The organism is Neorhodopirellula pilleata (assembly GCF_007859915.1).
Taxonomy (GTDB): domain Bacteria; phylum Planctomycetota; class Planctomycetia; order Pirellulales; family Pirellulaceae; genus Rhodopirellula; species Rhodopirellula pilleata.
The window spans coordinates 1-18847 of sequence record NZ_SJPM01000006.1 but is presented as its reverse complement, the minus strand read 5'-3'; the positions used below and the strand labels follow the sequence as shown (position 1 = coordinate 18847).

At 54.8% G+C, this 18847-nt stretch carries 13 protein-coding genes; 5 read left to right on the top strand and 8 right to left on the bottom strand.

Going from position 1 to position 18847, the window contains the following annotated elements; translation table 11 throughout:
- Positions 1-90 precede the first annotated feature (90 nt).
- The gene (locus Pla100_RS14985; RefSeq protein ID WP_231603076.1) at positions 91-609 is read left to right on the top strand and encodes a DUF1269 domain-containing protein; all 519 of its coding nucleotides are present in this window, start codon (positions 91-93) and stop codon (positions 607-609) included.
- Here the strand turns inward: Pla100_RS14985 and Pla100_RS14980 are convergent.
- Positions 594-1091 (bottom strand): hypothetical protein, encoded by a 498-nt coding sequence (locus Pla100_RS14980; protein ID WP_146578528.1) that lies wholly within the window; start codon positions 1089-1091, stop codon positions 594-596. The two genes, Pla100_RS14985 and Pla100_RS14980, sit on opposite strands and share 16 nt — an antisense overlap.
- Positions 1092-1247: 156 nt before the next feature.
- On the opposite strand from Pla100_RS14980, the gene Pla100_RS14975 reads away from it, so the two are divergent.
- A complete protein-coding gene (locus Pla100_RS14975) occupies positions 1248-2450 on the top strand; it encodes a prenyltransferase/squalene oxidase repeat-containing protein (protein WP_146578527.1) in 1203 nt (400 codons plus the stop codon).
- The gene (locus Pla100_RS14970; protein WP_146578526.1) at positions 2447-3190 is read left to right on the top strand and encodes a class I SAM-dependent methyltransferase; all 744 of its coding nucleotides are present in this window, start codon (positions 2447-2449) and stop codon (positions 3188-3190) included. Before Pla100_RS14975 ends, Pla100_RS14970 begins: the two co-directional genes overlap by 4 nt.
- Before the next feature lie 126 nt (positions 3191-3316).
- On the opposite strand, the gene Pla100_RS14965 is transcribed toward Pla100_RS14970, so the two are convergent.
- Genes Pla100_RS14965 through Pla100_RS14955 form a run of 3 tightly spaced genes read right to left on the bottom strand, consistent with a single transcriptional unit; the run spans position 3317 to position 6293 of the window.
- Positions 3317-4993 (bottom strand): hypothetical protein, encoded by a 1677-nt coding sequence (locus tag Pla100_RS14965; RefSeq protein WP_146578525.1) that lies wholly within the window; start codon positions 4991-4993, stop codon positions 3317-3319.
- Entirely contained in the window at positions 4977-5900 is a 924-nt protein-coding gene (locus Pla100_RS14960; protein ID WP_197167964.1) for an ABC transporter ATP-binding protein, read from the bottom strand. The genes Pla100_RS14965 and Pla100_RS14960 overlap by 17 nt, the downstream gene beginning before the upstream one ends.
- 9 nt (positions 5901-5909) lie before the next feature.
- Positions 5910-6293, bottom strand: coding sequence for a GntR family transcriptional regulator (locus Pla100_RS14955; RefSeq protein ID WP_146578523.1), 384 nt, complete (start codon positions 6291-6293; stop codon positions 5910-5912).
- A gap of 205 nt (positions 6294-6498) precedes the next feature.
- On the opposite strand from Pla100_RS14955, the gene Pla100_RS14950 reads away from it, so the two are divergent.
- Positions 6499-6975, top strand: a complete 477-nt coding sequence (locus Pla100_RS14950) for a DUF6960 family protein (RefSeq protein WP_231603075.1) — start codon at positions 6499-6501, stop codon at positions 6973-6975.
- Positions 6976-7007: 32 nt separating this feature from the next.
- On the opposite strand, the gene Pla100_RS14945 is transcribed toward Pla100_RS14950, so the two are convergent.
- On the bottom strand, positions 7008-7700 hold the full coding sequence (locus tag Pla100_RS14945) for an ankyrin repeat domain-containing protein (protein ID WP_146578521.1): 693 nt from the start codon (positions 7698-7700) through the stop codon (positions 7008-7010).
- Positions 7701-7952: 252 nt separating this feature from the next.
- Complete coding sequence (locus Pla100_RS14940; protein ID WP_146578520.1) at positions 7953-16853, bottom strand: choice-of-anchor Q domain-containing protein; 8901 nt, start codon at positions 16851-16853, stop codon at positions 7953-7955.
- A gap of 340 nt (positions 16854-17193) precedes the next feature.
- Between Pla100_RS14940 and Pla100_RS14935 the strand changes: the two genes are divergently transcribed.
- Positions 17194-17481, top strand: a complete 288-nt coding sequence (locus Pla100_RS14935) for a hypothetical protein (RefSeq protein WP_146578519.1) — start codon at positions 17194-17196, stop codon at positions 17479-17481.
- Positions 17482-17604: 123 nt separating this feature from the next.
- Here the strand turns inward: Pla100_RS14935 and Pla100_RS14930 are convergent, their stop codons facing one another.
- On the bottom strand, positions 17605-17982 hold the full coding sequence (locus tag Pla100_RS14930; protein WP_146578518.1) for an acyl-CoA thioesterase: 378 nt from the start codon (positions 17980-17982) through the stop codon (positions 17605-17607).
- Position 17983: 1 nt separating this feature from the next.
- Positions 17984-18304: a metal-sulfur cluster assembly factor gene (locus Pla100_RS14925; RefSeq protein ID WP_146578517.1), complete on the bottom strand. Its 321-nt coding sequence runs from the start codon at positions 18302-18304 to the stop codon at positions 17984-17986.
- Positions 18305-18847 lie beyond the last annotated feature (543 nt).

Here is an 18847-nt window from a genome sequence, read left to right as displayed (position 1 = left end):
CGGTTTAAAATGAATTGGTACGCGAAATGATACCAAGGGTGCCAAGACGTCTAGCTTCCCCAGAGACATCCACTTTTGATGGAAAATCAGATGACCACCGATGAACCCGTATTGATCGGCATGTTCGAAAACCTAAACCGTCTCGACATCGCCTTGGAGGCACTCGAGAAAGCAGGATTCGACCAGCGTTCTGTCTCCATCATCACGAGCGCCCAAGATAAACAACTTCAACAGATTGAGCCCGATGGCAACCTCAGTCGTGAGACCGCCCGTTCCATGCAGGAGGTTTCCTCGGAGAAAACGATGGGCGCTTCCACACTCGCCGGAGGTGCTCTCGGAGGAGCACTCGGTGCCGCCACGTTAATGGGCCCATTGTTAGTCGCCGGCCCGATTCTTGGCATGACCGCTGGCGCGGTCGCCGGCAGCCTCTTGTCCGCAGTCGAAAGTTGGGGCGTCGGTCGCGATGTCGCTGAACGATATCAAGCCAATGTGGAGGCCGGGCATCCACTTGTGTTGATCCGCGATTCAGCACCACGATTGGGCGAGGCCGAACGCATCCTCGCGACCTGCGGTCCGGAGTCGCTCCGAAAGTATCAACCGACCCAATAGTCTGAAGCGAGTGCTATCTCGCGAGCGGTTCGTTCGATTCGGATCTGTTGTTCGGCCAATTCTTCGCGTTCTTCTCTCAAACTCGCGGCTAATTGCTCGAGTTCGATCTGTGTCTCCTGAAACTGCAATCGAAGACGCCGGGCTTGGCGTTCCCAGGCCGCTTCGCGGGCGTGCAAGTTGGATTCCCTGACGCTCAAATCATCCGCCCATTCGCTCAACCGGGCAATCAAGTCGGTGGCGTGGTACGTCAACCAAGCCTCAGGATCGGTCGACGACGCGGTGACTGACGCCGAAATAGGCGACAGTGAAGCGTCCGTTTGTGAACCCAGTACGGGTTCCGGACCGTCGATTCTTAGGTAAGTTTCGTCCGACCGCTTTGAAATGAACGTTGGCAACGGCGACACCAATTCCACTCCGCCGGGTAGCGTTACAGGCGGTACAGAACGACGAACCGATCTCGATTTGGGTGGGGGCGCAGCCATGCTAGGAAGATCGGTTTTTTTGTCTTCACACTGAACACAGCCTCGGCGACGGGATATGATTGGACCAATCGCGTGAACGATCGACGGATCAATCACGTTGTGCTGACAATGACTGAAGTAACGAATTCCCTTCTCACTCTGATTTCAACCAACCTGATGTCTTTGAATACCTCCCGATTTCAAATCAAACGCTTCGTTTTGGCTTTGCTATTAGCCACTTCTTTGGGAACCGCCGGTTTCGCTGCCGACACCAAGGTTGTCCAAACCGACTCCGCCAACCGCGCGAATCTGAACCAACGCATCGACCAAATGTCGAGTCAAGCAATCGCGTTCCTGCAAACTCGCGGACAAAGCGATGAAGGTGCTTTCAGCGGCCAAACGGGGGCTGCGGTAACGGGCTTATGCGTTCGAGCGATTCTGGAACACCGCCCTTCGGCGGTGACGACCGATCCGGTGGTTAAGAATGCATTGAAGTTCCTCGAATCCAAAGTCCAGCCCGACGGCGGAATTTATGAAGTCGGATCCAAATATCGCAATTACGAAACCTCGGCCGCCGTACTCGCGCTGGTCGCCGCGAATGAAGCCCATGCGGCCAACGACGCGTCACATCGTCCTTACGAAAGCACGCTGCGTCGTGCCGAGATATTCTTGAAGGAAATCCAATGGGACGCAGGCGAAGGCGTCTCGCCGGCAGACACCGCCTACGGCGGAGCTGGATACGGAAGTCATTCTCGTCCCGACTTGTCGAACACTTCATTCTTGATCGAGGCTTTGCATGAACTCGGCAATGGTCCTGATGACGAAGCGATCCAAAAGGCACTCATGTTCGTCGCTCGCACTCAAAACCTCAAACCACCGGCGGACGCCAAGGCGGTCAACGATACCAAGTATGCCGACAAAATCGGTGACGGCGGCTTTTACTACACCCCTGCCGCCGGAGGTGAAAGCAAAGCCGGTGAATCCGCCACCGGTGGCCTTCGCAGTTACGGCTCGATGACGTACGCCGGGCTCAAAAGCATGATCTATGCCGGATTGACCCCGGACGATCCACGCGTCGAAGCGGCTCTCGGATTCATCCGCGAGAACTATTCTCTGGAAACCAACCCGGGCGTCGGTGCCCAAGGTTTGTATTACTACTACCACACCTTCGCCAAGGCACTCGACGTGGCCGGACTCGAAGTCGTTGATGCGGCCGGCGGTCAAACCCACGATTGGCGACGCGAATTGGTCGACAAACTCGAATCAACGCAACAGGAAGACGGTTCCTGGGTCAACCGCGAAAGCGAGCGATGGATGGAAGGTGATCGCCAACTGGTGACCGCTTATTGCCTGCTCGCCCTCGCTCACGCTAAGGAATGAATCTTCCTGAGCGAATCTATCCGATCGTTCAACCCATTCTGAAAAGACTGCGGCGGAGTCGTTGGGTCATCCGTCGCCTCTTCGGCGTCGAAATCCCGTCGGGCACGTGTGTCCAGTTCGACCCCGTTACGATCCTGCTTGCAAAGACAATCCCTGAGTTGATTGAGCAACATTTTGTTTCATCAACTCAATCGGATCATTGGAAAATCTTTGAAACCGGAATCGGCGAAGGAGCCTTGGTCACCTTGTCGATCGCCCGTTGGAACGAGCGCCGCCCCGCGAAACCCTTGGATCTTCGATTCAGCGGCGTGGACTGTTCGACCAGTCGCGTCGAAAGCTCCCAACGTGTCGCGAGCTTCAATGCGATTGATGCCGACTTTTGGGTCAGCGATCTATTCGGCGAAGTCCCCGAAGCGATTTTCGACCTCGTCTTCTTCAACCCACCGTACGTACCGACCCGAGTCGGGCAAAAGCTGCGTTTGACCGAACGGCTCGGTGTCGACGGTGACCAAATGTGGGACGGCGGCGAAGACGGCACCGTCGTGCTGGCCAAATTCTTGCGGGAGGCCCCCAAGGTCCTTCGCCCAGGTGGCCGAATCGTCTTCGGCGTGCAACCGATCTTCGTCGATGACGACCGAGTTCGCCAAACCATCCAGGCATCCGATTTAACTCTCGAGTCAACCCATTCGCGTTCGTCCATTCCAGCAGTTCTATACGTCGCCAAGACAACACCAACGTAGCAACGTAGCAACGTAGGCTGGGTGGAGGAGGGCTTTGACGACGAACACCCGGCGGGAGGAGGCGATCAACCTTTAGCCAACAGCCAACAGCCAACAGCCAACAGCGAATCGCCAACAGCCACTCTTTCACCGATGGCGATCCAGATGGACGCTGTACGGCAAGATCACCACTCGGGCCAGCGGCAACAAGAAAGCCAACGCCAATCCGATCCACGTGGGACGAATCATCGGTTCCGGGTTCAAGAAAACCAACACAGCGAAACTGACACTCACGATCGCGATCCATCCGATAACCAATTGAAACACTTGAGCAAAGGTAGCTAAACCACTCCGGACGACGAGTACCGAAGCGGCCATCACGCCGAGCGATTTCACGAGCAACCACGACCAACCGACCCAAGGCAACCAGCCCGCCCACCACCAAGCGTTCGCGATAGCCGACTCATAATCGGTTTGTTTCAGCATCCAAACGGGAAATACAAAGATCGGTGCGAGAATCCAGGACATCGACAAGATCATCGCGTAAAGATGAACCCGCGGTCGACCCAACATGGCGCTCCACAGTCCGGTCAACGAACGTCCCAGCGTGGCGACCAATACCACGACCGCCAACGAGACGATGATGCGCAGCGCTGCTCGGTCGGTTTCGTAATGAGTCGCCATTTCTGTCGACCACGCTTGCCACAGTCCAAGACGCGTCCCACGGACCAACCAAATCAAACTAATCAATATCGTTGCAACGATTGACCAACCGAACATGCGAACGATCGAGCCCGCACGCCACCATGCGAACTCGCGATCGCGAAGAGGTGAAGCGACCAAGTAGGGCGGCAGAACGCGACCGTCTTTCTGTGGATTGCAGACGACAAGGCTTAACTGACTGAGACAAAACACCAAGCCAAACAGCACAGTCAACATCACGCCCGCCTTGAGCGGAACCCAAATCACAAACCCGAGCAACGCCATCCCAAAACAGCCGATCAGAATCTTGGTGCCGATCGGGATGCTGAACCAATCGTGCCACGCGAGCGCCCTCTTCGGTTCGGCAATTAGGACCTTATTGGCAATCGGACGAGAGAACCACTCCTCGCACCAGAGATTCCACTTTGATCGACGAGCCGATGCCGACACGCGGCCGTCGGGTTGATGCCGAGCCAACACCAAGCATCTCTCTGCGAACCAAAAACCGGCCAACAAAACCATGATGGCGATTCCCAAAAGCCCGATTCGCCAAAAGTGACCGGCGTTTGCGAATCGAGCTGCCTCGAGATCGGCCCAAATCAATAAGAATGCCCAACTGTTCACGACCACAAACAGACTCACTCCCGCGATCGATCGCGTGAGCACACGGCTGAACGGTCGCCAGGTCGCTCCCGCCAACCAAACCGCAGCAGTCGCAAAAACGATTGCTGGAATCGTCTTGGGCATTTCCGTATCCAAGATGTATGAGAGCACCACGGCGTACAGTACCCAGGTTCCGCCCACCATCGCGGCTCGCATCGACGCCGGGATGATGGCCAGCTTCCATGTCGCGATCGGCATCCGAAGTAGCCATGGATCGTAGCCGGTTTCGATGCCTTCCACGCTGTTTTGAAGGTCGGTGTCGAATACCAACAACGACCAAATCGCGGCCGGCAAGAAGCCCACGATCACGAAGAAGATCGCCGCTTGGGGATAAACCAAGCGAAACGTGATCGCGATCGCGATCCCCGTTACCATGATTGCGATCACCAGTGTCGACGCAATTCGAATCCGCTGCCAAGTCAAACGGGTCACCGCATAGCACTCAAGCATGACCAGCAAGCTCCTCTTGATGATTCGGTGAGTTAAGTAAAGTGGTCTGGGTTGATGCGGCGAACCAACGTGTCAAGCTAACCGGACGTTGCTCGATGACGCGAAACCCTTCACCCAAGTTCGGCGGGCTGCCCTCTCGGCACACCACGGACCATTCATTCGCTTCACCATACCAGCCGAACTGCTCGTTGGTTTCGGCAGGACGTTGCCAAGATGAATCCACAACGCCAACGATCTCGACATACTGGTCGGGCAAGTCGCCCAGTCGAATGACCGACTTTAAACGACCCTCGTGCAACAACGCGACTCGGTCGCAAACTCGGTCGACTTCATCGAGCAAGTGGCTGGAAAACAAAACCGTTCGCCCATCCTCGTTGACCGTCCGAATGACCGCTTCCAAGATGTCGCGCCGCGCGATCGGATCCAATCCACTGCTCGGTTCGTCCAGAATCAATAGCTCCGGTCGGTGGGCGATCGCGACCAACAACCCCGCACGAGCACGGCCTCCTTTGGATAACGATTTCAAGTGTGTCTGACGCGACAGAGAAAACATGTCGCATAATTGATTGGCATACTGGTCGTCCCACGTCGGGTAGATCGCCCGATAAAAATCAATTAGCTCGCCCACCCGAATCCACTTCGGAAGCGAGTCCTCTTCGGTCATGTAACCCACGCGACGCAGTGTCGTCTCTGGTGTTCGCACCGGATCGGATCCCAGGACGCGCACGGTGCCCGATTGTGGCTTCAAACTGCCGATCAGATGTCGGATCAAGGTCGTTTTGCCCGCCCCGTTGAGTCCCACCAATCCGAAGACGTCCCCCTTCGGGATATGCAGTGTGATCGCATCCAACGCGACGCGACCTCGAAACGCACGATTGAGTCCGACGACTTCGATAGCATGATCGATCTCATTCATATTGGTCACCTATGGTTTCTGTTCGATGAGGGAACGGCGACGTTGAATCAAGTCGATCAACTCCTCGACTGACACGCCCGTTTGGGAAGCCAAGATAAGCACGCGGTCCACTTCAGGAGTAAGCCGCTTGCGACGTTGAGCAACGCTGAGCGAAGGCGTGTTCTGAGAAACGAACGTACCCCGCGTGCGTCGCTTCTCGACCAAGCCTTCGTTCTCGAGTTCGCGATAAGCTCTTGCGATCGTGTTCGGATTGACACGGGCTGATTCGGCCAAGCCACGAATCGTCGGCAACTCGTCGCCCGGTTGAAATTGGCCCGAAATGATCCGCGAACGAATCTGCTCAACGATCTGTTGATAGATCGGCGGGCCCTCGGCGGAAAGATGAAGTAGCACTGACGTTCTCCTTGTATCACTCAATTAATACAAGCATTCAACCGGCGGGTCAAGGTTTTATTCTCAAATGATCGACCGATTCGCCAAACATCGGAAATTTAGCTAGGATTTAGCGGAAGTCGATTCAGCGTTTTCACGCCATTCCTTGTCCTTCGATTCGCATTCTTCGTTTCACATCGTGCAAGTATTCCCCCAATATGGATTGATGCCGCGCTGGCCTGAGAACGGCCAAGGCTTCATTCATCCCGCAGATGTTCCCCTGGTATCCCGATTGATCCCGAGCGAACGCGTCCTACGACGTGACTCGTTCGACGGGACCTATTACCACTATCGCTACGGCGATTTCGCGTTTCGCTTGCGGCCGTGTCTATGGCTACCGATCAAAGCCGAAGGATTCGACTTGGCCGATGAGGTCGAAACCATCGGGACAGGTATGGAACGGGAGCTTTTCGTCGGCGTGATCACGGGAATGTATTACGTCCGTCGCAAAGGACGCATTCTGTACCGCCTCCGACGAGGTGACCAAACCCTCAAGCGGCTGTTCGTCCGCGAGCATCTGCGACTGCTCAGCGAGAAGCAACGGGTCCGCGCCGGCGAGATCGACCATCCGACACCCAAATGGAATGGCGCCGGCGAACGAATCGACAACTGGGAAGACAGTGAACAATCGCGAGATCAATAAGTGTCACCACCAGTTTGGATTTCCCGCGATGCTTACTGCGGCACATCCTCGGAAAGCAGTTCCAGCACCTTGGCGTGACCATTCGCTTTGGCGAAGTCCGAAGCGGTTTCGCCGTCGGCGTCGCTCATCGTGGGGTCAGCGTCGCTGTCGAGTAAACGACGAACGATCGCTTCTTGGCCTTCCGCCGCAGCGAACATCAACGCAGTGAAGCTCTCTTCCTTATCGACCAAATTCACCTCCGCCCCGGCGGCGAGCAAGGCTTCGACGGTCGCCAAGTTATCACCCGTCGACGCGTACATCAGTGCCGTCCGGCCGAATTGATCCCGATGATTGATGTCGGCTTTTTCGGCGATCAACCACTTCACCGTTTCCAGGTGCCCGTCAAAGGCAGCCAACTGCAACGCCGTTCGTCCTTGCGGATCGGCGGCGTTGATCTCCACGCCTTCTTGAGCCTTGGCTTGAACGGCGGCCAAGTCGCCGTTCAAGGCGGCCTCACGAAACAAATCTTCCGGCCCGCTCGGTGCCGCAGGGGCATCATCGGTGGCTTCGGTGGCGGGTTGGGCGGGAGTGCTGCGTCGACTCGAGTCGACGATCACTTCCTCTCGCTCGCGACGTTTGAAATCATCCGGACCGAGTCGCTCGGACCCACAACCTGCCATCGCCAAAGCAAGCATCCCGAGCAAAATCGACTGCCGGAACAAAGAACATCGGTTTCGTCGATTCATAAAGTTGTGATTATTTACGTAGCGAACAGGAGAAGGCGGGAGAAGTCAGCAAGTCTGCCTCATCGTAGCATCTTTGATTTAGAAATGGCAGGATGCCCGGCGTTTCCATCTGTCATGTTTTCGCGTCAAGCTCCGAAGAACGCACACGTCGGTCCACGTCATCTCGGTTCACGTCATCGAGACGAGCGGTGGGGCAGCCTGTTTTAATTTATTTCCGATTTGATTGCTGGCAAATGGTATTGCTGGAGAGGGTCAGCCCTCTTTTCGGAGAAGTTTTAAATCGAGGACTTCTATGTCCGACTCAAGTTGATCATCCGAACCATTCACTATTGGCCGAAGTCCCACCAAAACTTCATCCACTGGAGCAAACCAATGGCCAACGTGTTTTGTCGTTTCTGGGACTAGACCAATGATCGAATCAAGAATTTCGTTTAGGTCGTCGCTGTCTTGTCGCATTTGGTTGCTCCCCAACAACGGAACACTATCTCCGTGTGTCAGGTCTTTGGTCTTGAAATATAAATCGACGATTGCTTCACTTTCGGGCGGAAGGCTTTCATTACTCTGATCCAACATATTGAGTTCATTGATTACCCGTAGTGCATCCAGCGCGGTCACTCTATCATCCCCATTCTGGTCGTAGTACACATTGGGCCAAACAGGCAGGTCGACCGGATCAAGTAGTTCGGCAGTTTCCGCATCGGAGAATGCCGCTTGATTGAGTTCATTGATAATTTGGAGCGCATCGAGAGCGGTAACGAGCCCATCGTTGTTGACGTCGCTGTTGCGAGCGAGGTTTTGCCATCGGCTGCCAAATTCGACCTCGAAAAAGGTACCATTGGTGGTCACAATGCTTCGAGATTGCCCGCCTTCGATGGCGGGTGGTGACATCCGCCAATTGGTAAAGTCCATGAACTTGACCTGGTCGGTGGTTCCACCTTGCAACCGAGTGCCATCACCGCCGGTATCGAGTGTCACAGCCGCCTGAGCATCGACAAACAGAGTCGTTCCCACAGCGTCACTGCTATCGATCAAGTCGATACTACTAAGCTGGAAGCGTCCCGTAGGCGTGAGATCGATTGATCGCTGGTTTCCAAGGATCCGAACAGCGTTGATCCCGCCACCTCCATGAAGATGGACCGGAATATTTTCGAAACCTTGGTCCAGCACGTCGATGCTAAAAGAATCGTTACCAGCACCACCGCGTGCACTTAACATTCCATTGGGATTTCGGAATTCGGTTGCCTCAAACTCGCCACTTAAACTTCGGAACCGCATTGTCCCTGGCTCGGCGGGATCGGCGTCTTCCAAGACTGCACCGGCCCCGCTCGCGGGAAGTTCCAGTCTAATGTCATCAACACTCGATACAAACAGGGCGAACGGTTCCAACCCAAACCACTGAACCGTTTGTGTTTCATCGGTGAGCGAGTCGACCAGTGTGGTAACGCCATCGGTCGCATTGGTCAGCGTATGAACAATCGAGGAGTACGTTCCACCTAGGAAAACAACCGAGTCAACACCGGCCTGTCCACCACGGAACGTTAGCCCGCCAGTAGGGATCGTATTGCCGCCGAACTGGTCGATCACGAGCGTGTCATCATCGCCGTCACTGCCGGTGATCTCGATCGGTGCCGGTGAAAATCCAGATTGTCTGAACACCGAAACCTCATTCTGCATCAGTTCCAGAAAATCTCCTTCACGGCTCAAGACGCTTGTCGTTGGACCGCCGGTGAGTGTGATGTCTAGCGCATCGTCGTTAATCAAACCGCCCAAGCCAATGTCTTTGAACAGTAAAGCGTTCGTCACATTGGAAAGAACCACACCCAGTAACTCGGTTGTCTCAAATTTGGTATCACCTTGAATCGTGACGCGGATGGTCTTCTCCGCTCCGTCGCCGACCGCCCATGTCAGCGATCCGGAGGCTGGAATGTAGTCGTTATCTTCAAGCGTCGCCGTATTGTCGATCGTCTCATAGTCGACGGTCACCTCAAACGTGGGAGGTTCACTGATAGACACGGTAAACACTAACTCACTCGTGCCGTTGTCTCCCTCGAAAATCGCGAGGTCATTGATGGCGATCTTGGGCGGGATAATCAGGCCGATCGTGGCTGCATCAATCTTTTCGGTCAAACGGCTGGCAGTGAATTGATCGACCAAATCAACGATGTCTAACATTCCCGCTGCTGCTTGACTCAATGCCGCACTGGCGATCCCTTGCGACACGACTTGGCCCCGTACGATCTGCTCAAGGAACGCGATTGAGTTTTCATGTTCGACACCGAACGTGTAGCGGTTACCGTCGACGATCACATTAGCTGCGGCAACGACGAGGTCGTCCGTAAGAACAACACCGACCCGTCCCGCTGCCCCACGCACGATCGATCGAACGATGATGGGCGAGTTCAGGTTCAACCCAGAGTCGACGGCAGATATTTTTTCCGCGATGTCGGCAATCACACCACGCACGACCACCGATCTTGGCAAACCCGCACTTGCACCTGAAAGCAGTGAAGCGACTTGCGTGTACGTGTTGTGCATCGCCGCTGTCGCGGCAAAGATCGCAGGAGAATTCGGATCGCCAGTGAAGACACCATTGACAGTGTTCGACGAGATTGAGTCAGTATCGGGCAGGCCCATCGCTTCGGCGACTCGGGTCAAAGCATCAGCAAATGAGTAGTCGTGGTTCTCGATCAACCCCGCCATGATCGTCGTCAGCGGCGTGACCACTCCTGTTTCAATGTATCCGAATAGGGGGAAATCGAGCGTCAAGCCTGTCGACAAGTCGGTGCCACCGATGACCACGAGCCGACCGTCGGCTGAGTTGATGATGCCGTCGTTATTCTGATCCAGAGCCGCAGAAAACTCGAGCAGCGCCGCACCGACGGAGTTGTTGGTGCCCGAAGGTTCAGAAGGTTCGCCGTCGTCTTGCATCCCGCTCTGGTTGACGTCAAGGAAGTCACGCACACCGTTTCGATTCGCATCAAAGAAGACGGTCGAGCCTGCCAAGAATCCTTCGTGTGCCTCAACGATGCATAACTTCTCAAGAGTGCAGTTGATATCGGAAGCAGTGCCTCCAAGAATGTCGCCTAGAGCATCTAAGTTATTGAGGTCGACGCTAGTGATAAACGGCTCCGGACCGATCGCGAGTGTTCCAGCGGTTACTGAGTGTTCTGAATTGTTTCCAGCCCGAATAGAATCCAGGACTTCGTCGTCCCTGAGAAACGCATTGCCAAACGGATTGGCCCCATCGTTATCAAGGATCGTCACCTTGTGGAAGGATGGTGAACCAATGACCGCACCTTGCGCATCTCGCATCCGGAACGTGATCGATTCATCAAACACCTCTTTCTCCTCATCATCAATGATTCTGAACTCAATCGAACCTTCAGTAAATCCTTTCCGGATGGTGATTGTGTCGCCTGGGGGCACGAAGTCTCGATCCAGGAAAATCAGGTTGCCCAAGATTGTGAACACTGTGGAGGTGTCTCGAGCCGCCCCGCCTCGCTCCAGTCTCACCGTGACATCTTCGGTCAACGGGCTGGGTATCCGAGCGGTGACCCTAACCGTTCCTCTACCTTCGGATACCCTTTGGGAAGCCGCCGTGAAACTGACCGTAGGAGTGAAATCAATTATGTTAACCCGGTAGGCCGATTGGCTTTGACGCCGTATCGCACCACCCGTAGCTCCGAGACTAATTTGCACGGCTTCCGCCCGCTGGAAGCTGAACTTCACAACGTCAACCATCAGATCTTGTATGGCTGTGAAACGGAGTCTCGCACCGTTCTGTCCAGCCGGAATCGTCAGCATGTTCCCGGTCAACGACGCCGGTGCGATCGCCTCAAGTCGGTAGTCCGCAGTGGACGCATTCCCGGTGAACGAAAGCGGAATGACAAGTGGTTTGTTTGTCGAAGTGGGCGCATTTCTGATATTGGAAAGAAGTACAAGGATCTCCGAAGTATCAGATTCTCTAACGCTGATGGCGCTTTTTTGCCCGGGGCCATAGATTCCGATCAACGGATCGTCGTCACGAATAACCAACGAGTGCGTTGAGACGTTACCTCGTTTTCCACCTGTCACATTACCAATTGCAAAACCAATATTCTCGGTGACTTCATTGGGAGCGTTGTTGATGACGGCAACGGGGATCGTTGCCGTCAGCCCTTGGCCGGGTTCGAAGGTTACGGTCCTGGGGAAATTGGCAAAATCGACGCCTAGTGTCGCCAATCCGGGAACATAACGAATGTCCGCTACCACCGGAGCCGTGGACGGATTGCTGAGTCGAAGCTGCACAAAAGTAGTACCGACATCCTCAAAGACCTCACGCGAAAACGTTGTGAACTGAACCGTCGGTTGATCATCGTCGGCGATTTCAAGCTCGTACTCTGTGGTGCTACCGAACAACGCTATTTCCGGCGTCCCCATCGAAACCACGACCGATCGGTCTGGCTCGAAGAGTGAGTCGTTCTGGAGCGAAACATTGATCGTCACCTCCGCATCAAATTGGTTGACGGGGAACTCGATTGCGTCGGTTGTGACCGTGTAATGTCTAGGATCGAGTGCATCGCCGCTGAAAGCGATTGGCACCTTGACCGGCTCGGATGACGCGCCGACCAAACGCGCCGTCACCGCGACAACGCCCGCTCCCTCGGACACCGTTCGGCCAGCTCCGACAAAGGTCACATAGACTACATCGTCGTCCTCGATCGTGACCGCGTGCAAGATCGGCTTAGAAGGCTCGGTGGACGGAGCCGCGTTGACCAGTTCACCCAGTCCGATCACGAGGACTTCGGTGCGTTCGGCAATCTCATCAGAGACAATCGTCAACGTCCGAGTTGCTGACCACTCTCCCGCTGGGATCACGATGGGCAGGTCAACGGTGAAGTCGCCTGGGACAGACGCCGTCCCTGAAAAGCTCAACGGTACGGTAACGTCGCGCAGCGATAACGAGTTGAGTCGGACGCCGATTAGAATCGATTCGGTTTCTTCATCGGTCGACTGCTCCGCCATCGTGAAAGAAACTTCCGGCAGCGGTTCATCGTCCAAGATGTTGACGACATGGGTCGAAAAGACTCCTGCCAAGACATCCGCTGATTGCGAGAATGTGAACACGATCGTTTCATCATCCTCATCAAAAACGTCGTCGAATAGTTCGACGGGTATTGAAACACTCGTTTGATTCGCCGCAATACGAATGACAGTATCGGTGAAGACATAATCGGCAGGTTGCTCCGCCGTACCCGTCACCGTCAATGGCACGGTCAGCTCAACGGGTGAGGGACGATCGAGGTGCACCACGATGACGGTCTGCTCGAAGCGTTCGGGAACAGGCTGGCTGGCAACGTCAAACGTCAATGTCGGCGGTTGAGCGTTGCCGAACTCGTAAGCACCGATGTCGATGCGATCGTTGAAAACACGATCTTGTCCGCGTTGGTCGAAATTCGACACTTCGGACATATTGCGATTGATAAACTCGGGGTCACCTTGGTCGATCGCGGGGCTACCGTGTGCGAGAGCAAACGTTTGAGTTGCGCCGCTATAATCCGACAACGGGCCTAGCAATGGATCGACCGGGGCCGCCGCCGTTCCAATCAAGTTGCCGGTTAACGCGTCCGGGAATTCCGAAGGAGCCAATCCCGTTCCCGTACTTACACCGACAAGACTGTAAAGAATCGAATCCGAGTCGCCGAATGTCGAATTGATGTCCGGTCCCACTCCGCCAGCGGAGTTGCTCGCAAACAGTGTGTTTGTAATCGACAGCGAACCATGACCTTGGGAAATCAGACCACCACCATTACCACTGGCGGTGTTGCGAGCGATGGTCGAGCTATGAACAATCAAATCCGACGTTCCCGCCGCTAGATAAATGGCTCCGCCGTCGCTGGCAAGTTGAGCCTCATTCAAACCGAATGTGCTGTTGGCGATCTCCAACGAACCACGGTTCAAATGAAGACCGCCGCCGTGCGAGTCCGCTTTCGTTGTTCGGTTACCCGAGATCGTGCTGCCGACAATCAAGACAGTCGCATCTTGCGAATAGATACCACCTCCGTGACCGTTCTCGACTTCGGTAGCGTTGTTGCCAATGGTGCTATCGTAAATCCTCAAGCTGCCTTCATTGACATGAATGCCCCCACCAAGGCCGTTGGCCCCAAACTCATCGAGAACCTCAACCTTGTTGCCAACGATTTGTGAACGCTCAATTGTCAACTGCGTTTGATTGGAAAAAATACCGCCACCGCCATTTCCATTCTGACTGCGACTGATGTTGCCCGAGATCACGGTGTCAGTTATTGATAGCGATAGCCCTAACGTTGCGATCGCGCCGCCGGATGAATTGCTCGTCCCGGCTATGTTGTCTTCGATTCGCGAATTTTCGATGACCGCAGCCGAATTCATTCCGAGGAAAATTCCGCCGCCATCGGAATCACCAAAGCCATCTACCTTCGTTGATTGATTGCCGATAATCATTGTGTTTGCGATTCGCACGTTTTGCCCGCCGGCATAAAGACCTGATCCATCGCCTTCCGCTCCGCTGATGAAGTTACTGGAAATTTCGCTGTCGGTGATCACGATGTCACCGAACGCCGTGTAAACGCCGCCGCCGCTGGCGAATTCACCCGCCACTTCGTTTTGCGAAATACGAACATTGGCCAGCGTCAATGTTCCATTGGATGCGAATCGAATTCCGCCTCCATGATCGTGGTCGCCGGTGGTCTTGCCGCCTGAAATTTGCAACCCGTCGATTGTCAAATTCGCATTCGGTGTTTGCACGTTGAACACGCGTGAGTTGCCACCCGCGTCGATGGCCAACAAGTCGCGACCGGGGCCGGTGACCTGAACCGTGCCCGATGCGTTGAGCGCGCCCAAGGTGAGCGTCATCACCGTCTGGGACGAACCGAACAACGAAGCGGCGAACGTGATCTCGGTGGCCTCGACAAGTGACGATAGAGCGAGTGCTTCTCGTAAACTCAAGTCACTAAGATCACCCGTCAGGTCGGCGTCAAGTTCATCGTCCAGAGTGGTCACGACCAACGGCGAAGCGAGATCGGCAATGGCGGTCAATTCGAAAGCACCGATATCGACGGCACCGAGTTGAATACGGGGAACTCCACGTTGATCGGAAGAAATCGGAGCGACAAAACCGCCAACGCCATCGACTTCAACCATTTCATCAGGCAAAAACACAGGGTTGCCCGAGTTCAACGCAGGACTGTCTGGCAAAAGTGCGTGCGTAGGCGTGGGGCCACCGTTGTCGGCGAGAGGGCCGAGACGCGGATCAATCGCGATCTCGCTACCGATCAGGTTGCCGTTTCGGTCAGGCGCCTGTGGTTCTTCAAAACTATCAAAGCTGAGACGCTTCCCAATGATGCTAGAGAACAGTACCGGCGCATGAATACCGCTGAGATCCGGCGAATTGAAATCGCCGTCAAAATGATTCCCAGCAATGATGGAATTGTAGGCCGTTCCAGACGCATAAAATGCCGCTTCACCGGTGTTATTAGTGAGCGTAGAGTTTCTCAGAACCACATCGATTGAGCTATTGCTGGAATCGGCAATCCCGCTTCCCAATGGTGCCGCGTTGCCAGAAATGGTGCTGTTAAAAACCTCGGCAATTCCTTGCTGCGTAAAGGCCGTCGCTAGATAGATCGCGCCCCCCTGGCTCATCGCGGTGTTGCTACTGAGCGTACTGTCCATGATCCGCAAGGTACGGGAGTCTTCACCAAGGTGAATCGCCCCGCCGTTGCCGGTGGCTGCGTTATCGTGAATCCAACTTTGCGAAATGTTTAGGAAACCATGACCGAGGTTTTGGATCGCCCCGCCATTTTCGGCGATCCCTCCGGTGATATCGAGCCCCTCGAGCGTCACGTCGCCCCTCAGGATATTGAAGACTCTCGAGTTTCCACCAGCGTCAATCGTCAGCGACTTCGCTCCTGGGCCATTGATCTTTAAGTCATCTTCAATCGACAACTCTCCGAGCGTCAATTCAATGATGGCCAGCCCAAAATCGAACAATTCTGGCAAAAAACTGATGGCATCGACCATGGATGGATCGCGAAATCCGTTGGCCAGACCGATTGCCTCTCGCAGGCTAAGTGTACTCAATGGTCCAGTGTCAAAGTCGGCTTCGTCTTCCAGCGTGGTGACCAGGAGCGTCGGCGAATGATTGGAAAAGTCATGCACTAACTCGGACGCCTTCATCGCGGCGATCCCGATCGTGGTCGAAGATACGAAAGGCAAGTCTACCGGATCGCTCAAAGAAACGCGGTACTCGATGGCACCCACATTAGTGAAATCAGCCCCCGCTCCGCTGCGAACGTTGAAAGACGAAAAGGGCAAAAAGACGTCTTTGTCCGAGGCAATGAAATCGGTATTAGCTTCGCTGACGTCGTTGTCGCCTGAATACACAACGACAGAACCCCGCGTACCAGTACCAAATCCAAATGCAGCCCCTACGTAGATGCCCGAGTGATCACTGCCGCCGGTCAGATCAAGGAAGCCCAACCCGTCCGCGTCGAGCACCTCGCCGTCTTGGTCCGGTCCATCCCAGGTTACCGTGGCCTCACCCCCGCCAAGGAAGGCGGTTACACTGAAGTTGACATCCACTTCCGCCCTCGTGGAGCCAAACAGGCCGCCATGGGACACGCTTAAGTCACGTTCACCGCCGATCGCTTCGTCAGCAGCAACGCGATTGGTTGTAGGATTCGAGTCACTACCGGTGTTGGCGACCGCCTGAGGCTGGTTGAACGAGTCGATCGTTGCAATCACTTGCCCTGCTGAGATTTCCTCAGTGACATTGAACAAGGGCGAAAAATGCTCGTTCAGTGTGAAGGATCCGACCGTTTGCGCAGGTTGTTGGACGTAATACATTCCCTCACTAAGACGATCAAAACGATAGGAACCGTCCTCTTGCGTGCTTACTTGACGCAGCAGAGTGTCCTGGACCGGATCGATCGGCCCGCTCTCGTCATATTTGAACAAACGTACTTCAGCCGATGGTAATTCTTCGCTCGGATCAAATCCATTGCCGGACGTATCGATGTAAAGCCGACCGATAATCGAGGCAAGGTCGGTGGCAGCCAATGTCCGCCGGGATTCTAGATGTTCGATCTGCAAACGACGTCGGGCAACGCACCTTGGTTGTTTGTGGCGAGTTCTCATGGTGTCTTAACCTTTAAGGATCAAAGTAGATTTTGAATCTCGCGAGATTCTTGTGACTCGTCGTGTGCGCTTTTCAACTCGCACATCATAGCATTCCCCTAGCCCGGTTGGGTCAGCAATTTACGCAAACCGGGTGGCATTTTGTTTCGGCACATGGGCCGCACCGCCTAAGCCAAAATGAGGAATCGCATTCGTCCCACCTGCTCATTAAAGGCGAGAACTATCTCCGAACTCGGTGCCAGCGACCTGCTAGAAAAGGCGTGCGCCCGTATCGGATAAGATTCGGCCAAGTATCTCGCTACGAAATCCTTCTTTCCGTGCGCCTAATTAGCTGACCGCCGTGAGTGTCAACGACTTCGAACTCAAAACGCTAAGAAAGAATGGCGAGGTGCATTTTCATGACCGGGGTCCGGCCGAACGAATCGAACGTACCATCGCAGAGGTTCGCCGTGTGATCAGCGATTCGGTCTTCGGTATCCCCACGACGGGAGAACAAGCCGCCGAACAGAAACTGATCCCGATCTTGAAGGAATTGACTTCACAACTTTGGGAATACTTGGTATCCCGTGTGCCACCCGAAGAACGTTTAATCATCGGTCCAGACGCAGGGCTTTGGCTGGTTCCGTGAGCGGCGCTCACGATTTCGAAGGCTGAAGATCTAAGCGGCGATCCGCTCCGGTATCTTGTTGAAGAACACGCTGTATCGCGGTCGCTTGTCCGTAGTGACGGTCCCTGACATGGCTTCGACACGTCAAGTTGAAAGGTCCGGCAGCCTAGCCGGACGGCCTTCGCGATCGATGCACGCGATCACCGAGTCGGCTTGGACCAAGAGCGTGTCGTCGCGGTGGATCGTGTATCGATGCCGCATTCGCACTTTGCGAATCTCGGTCACTTCCGTGGTCACGGTCAGCACGTCATCGAAGTCGGCGGCAGCGTGGTAACGGACATTCATTTCCGTCACGACCAACATCTTGCCGGAGTCTTCGATCGCCTTGTAGTCGTGCCCGATGCTTCGCAGCATTTCGACACGACCACGCTCGAAATAATTCAGATAGTTGGCGTGATGTACGCGTCGCTGGCCGTCGGTCTCTTGATAGGCGACACGGATTTCGAGTTGATGTCGCAGCAACTTAAAAGATGCCGAGATGGTCGCGGGCTTCGTCGGTCATCCGCTCGGGCGTCCAAGCGGGTTCCATCACGACCTTCACGTTGCACGCTTCGACTTCGTCGAGCGATTCGGCGGCGGCTTTGGTTCCGGCGACCAATTGAGGGCCGGCCGGACACATCGGGCTGGTCATCGTCATTTCGACGTGAACGTCATGCTTGCCGTTCTCGTTCTCTTCGCCCACATCGACGACGTAAACCAATCCAAGGTCGACGATGTTGACGTACAATTCCGGATCGATGACCTCTTTCAAGGCTTCGCGAACTTTGTCTTCAGCCAGTGCCATGAGTGGACTCTTCGTTTCTTGGTTGGGGACGTTGGTGATTGATGGTGAACGGACTCTTTAGTGAGCCGACGGCGCTAGCCGCGGGCATTGCTCGACGCCCGACGCTAGCGGGCTGTTGATTTAATCGTAACCCGACGCGTAAGCGAGGGATGAGTCAATATCAATTATCCCTCGCTTACGCAGCGGGTTACGAAAAAAGCGCAACTTCAAAACTCACGCATCGGGTTGCGATGCAAACTTAATCAACAGCCCGCTAGCGCGTTCGGCTCACCCTAAAATTAAATTTGGACGAAGCACTAGCGGGTTGTTGGTTTAGTTAGCCGTACCGCGTTAGCGGCGGTTTCCACGGCCGTTACCCGGGGCTAACGCTGGGCTGCTAAAAGTTTGGTGTTGACACGGATTTTTGGTGTCTTCTTTTTCTTCCGTAGATGTTCTAATGGTGTGATCCATAGAGGTCTCCACGGAAGGTCAGCATGTCGAAAGAAATCTCCGAGTACAAGTCGCCACCTCACAAGATCATTGCCTTCCTCAAGGACGGCCGCG

Bases quoted from the DNA above. Each gene is read 5' to 3' on its own strand.
- Pla100_RS14985 (WP_231603076.1), top strand. From the start codon at position 91: ATGACCACCGATGAACCCGTATTGATCGGCATGTTCGAAAACCTAAAC.
- Pla100_RS14980 (WP_146578528.1), bottom strand. From the start codon at position 1,091: ATGGCTGCGCCCCCACCCAAATCGAGATCGGTTCGTCGTTCTGTACCG.
- Pla100_RS14975 (WP_146578527.1), top strand. From the start codon at position 1,248: ATGTCTTTGAATACCTCCCGATTTCAAATCAAACGCTTCGTTTTGGCT.
- Pla100_RS14970 (WP_146578526.1), top strand. From the start codon at position 2,447: ATGAATCTTCCTGAGCGAATCTATCCGATCGTTCAACCCATTCTGAAA.
- Pla100_RS14960 (WP_197167964.1), bottom strand. From the start codon at position 5,900: ATGAATGAGATCGATCATGCTATCGAAGTCGTCGGACTCAATCGTGCG.
- Pla100_RS14950 (WP_231603075.1), top strand. From the start codon at position 6,499: ATGCCGCGCTGGCCTGAGAACGGCCAAGGCTTCATTCATCCCGCAGAT.
- Pla100_RS14945 (WP_146578521.1), bottom strand. From the start codon at position 7,700: ATGAATCGACGAAACCGATGTTCTTTGTTCCGGCAGTCGATTTTGCTC.
- Pla100_RS14940 (WP_146578520.1), bottom strand. From the start codon at position 16,853: ATGAGAACTCGCCACAAACAACCAAGGTGCGTTGCCCGACGTCGTTTG.
- Pla100_RS14925 (WP_146578517.1), bottom strand. From the start codon at position 18,304: ATGGCACTGGCTGAAGACAAAGTTCGCGAAGCCTTGAAAGAGGTCATC.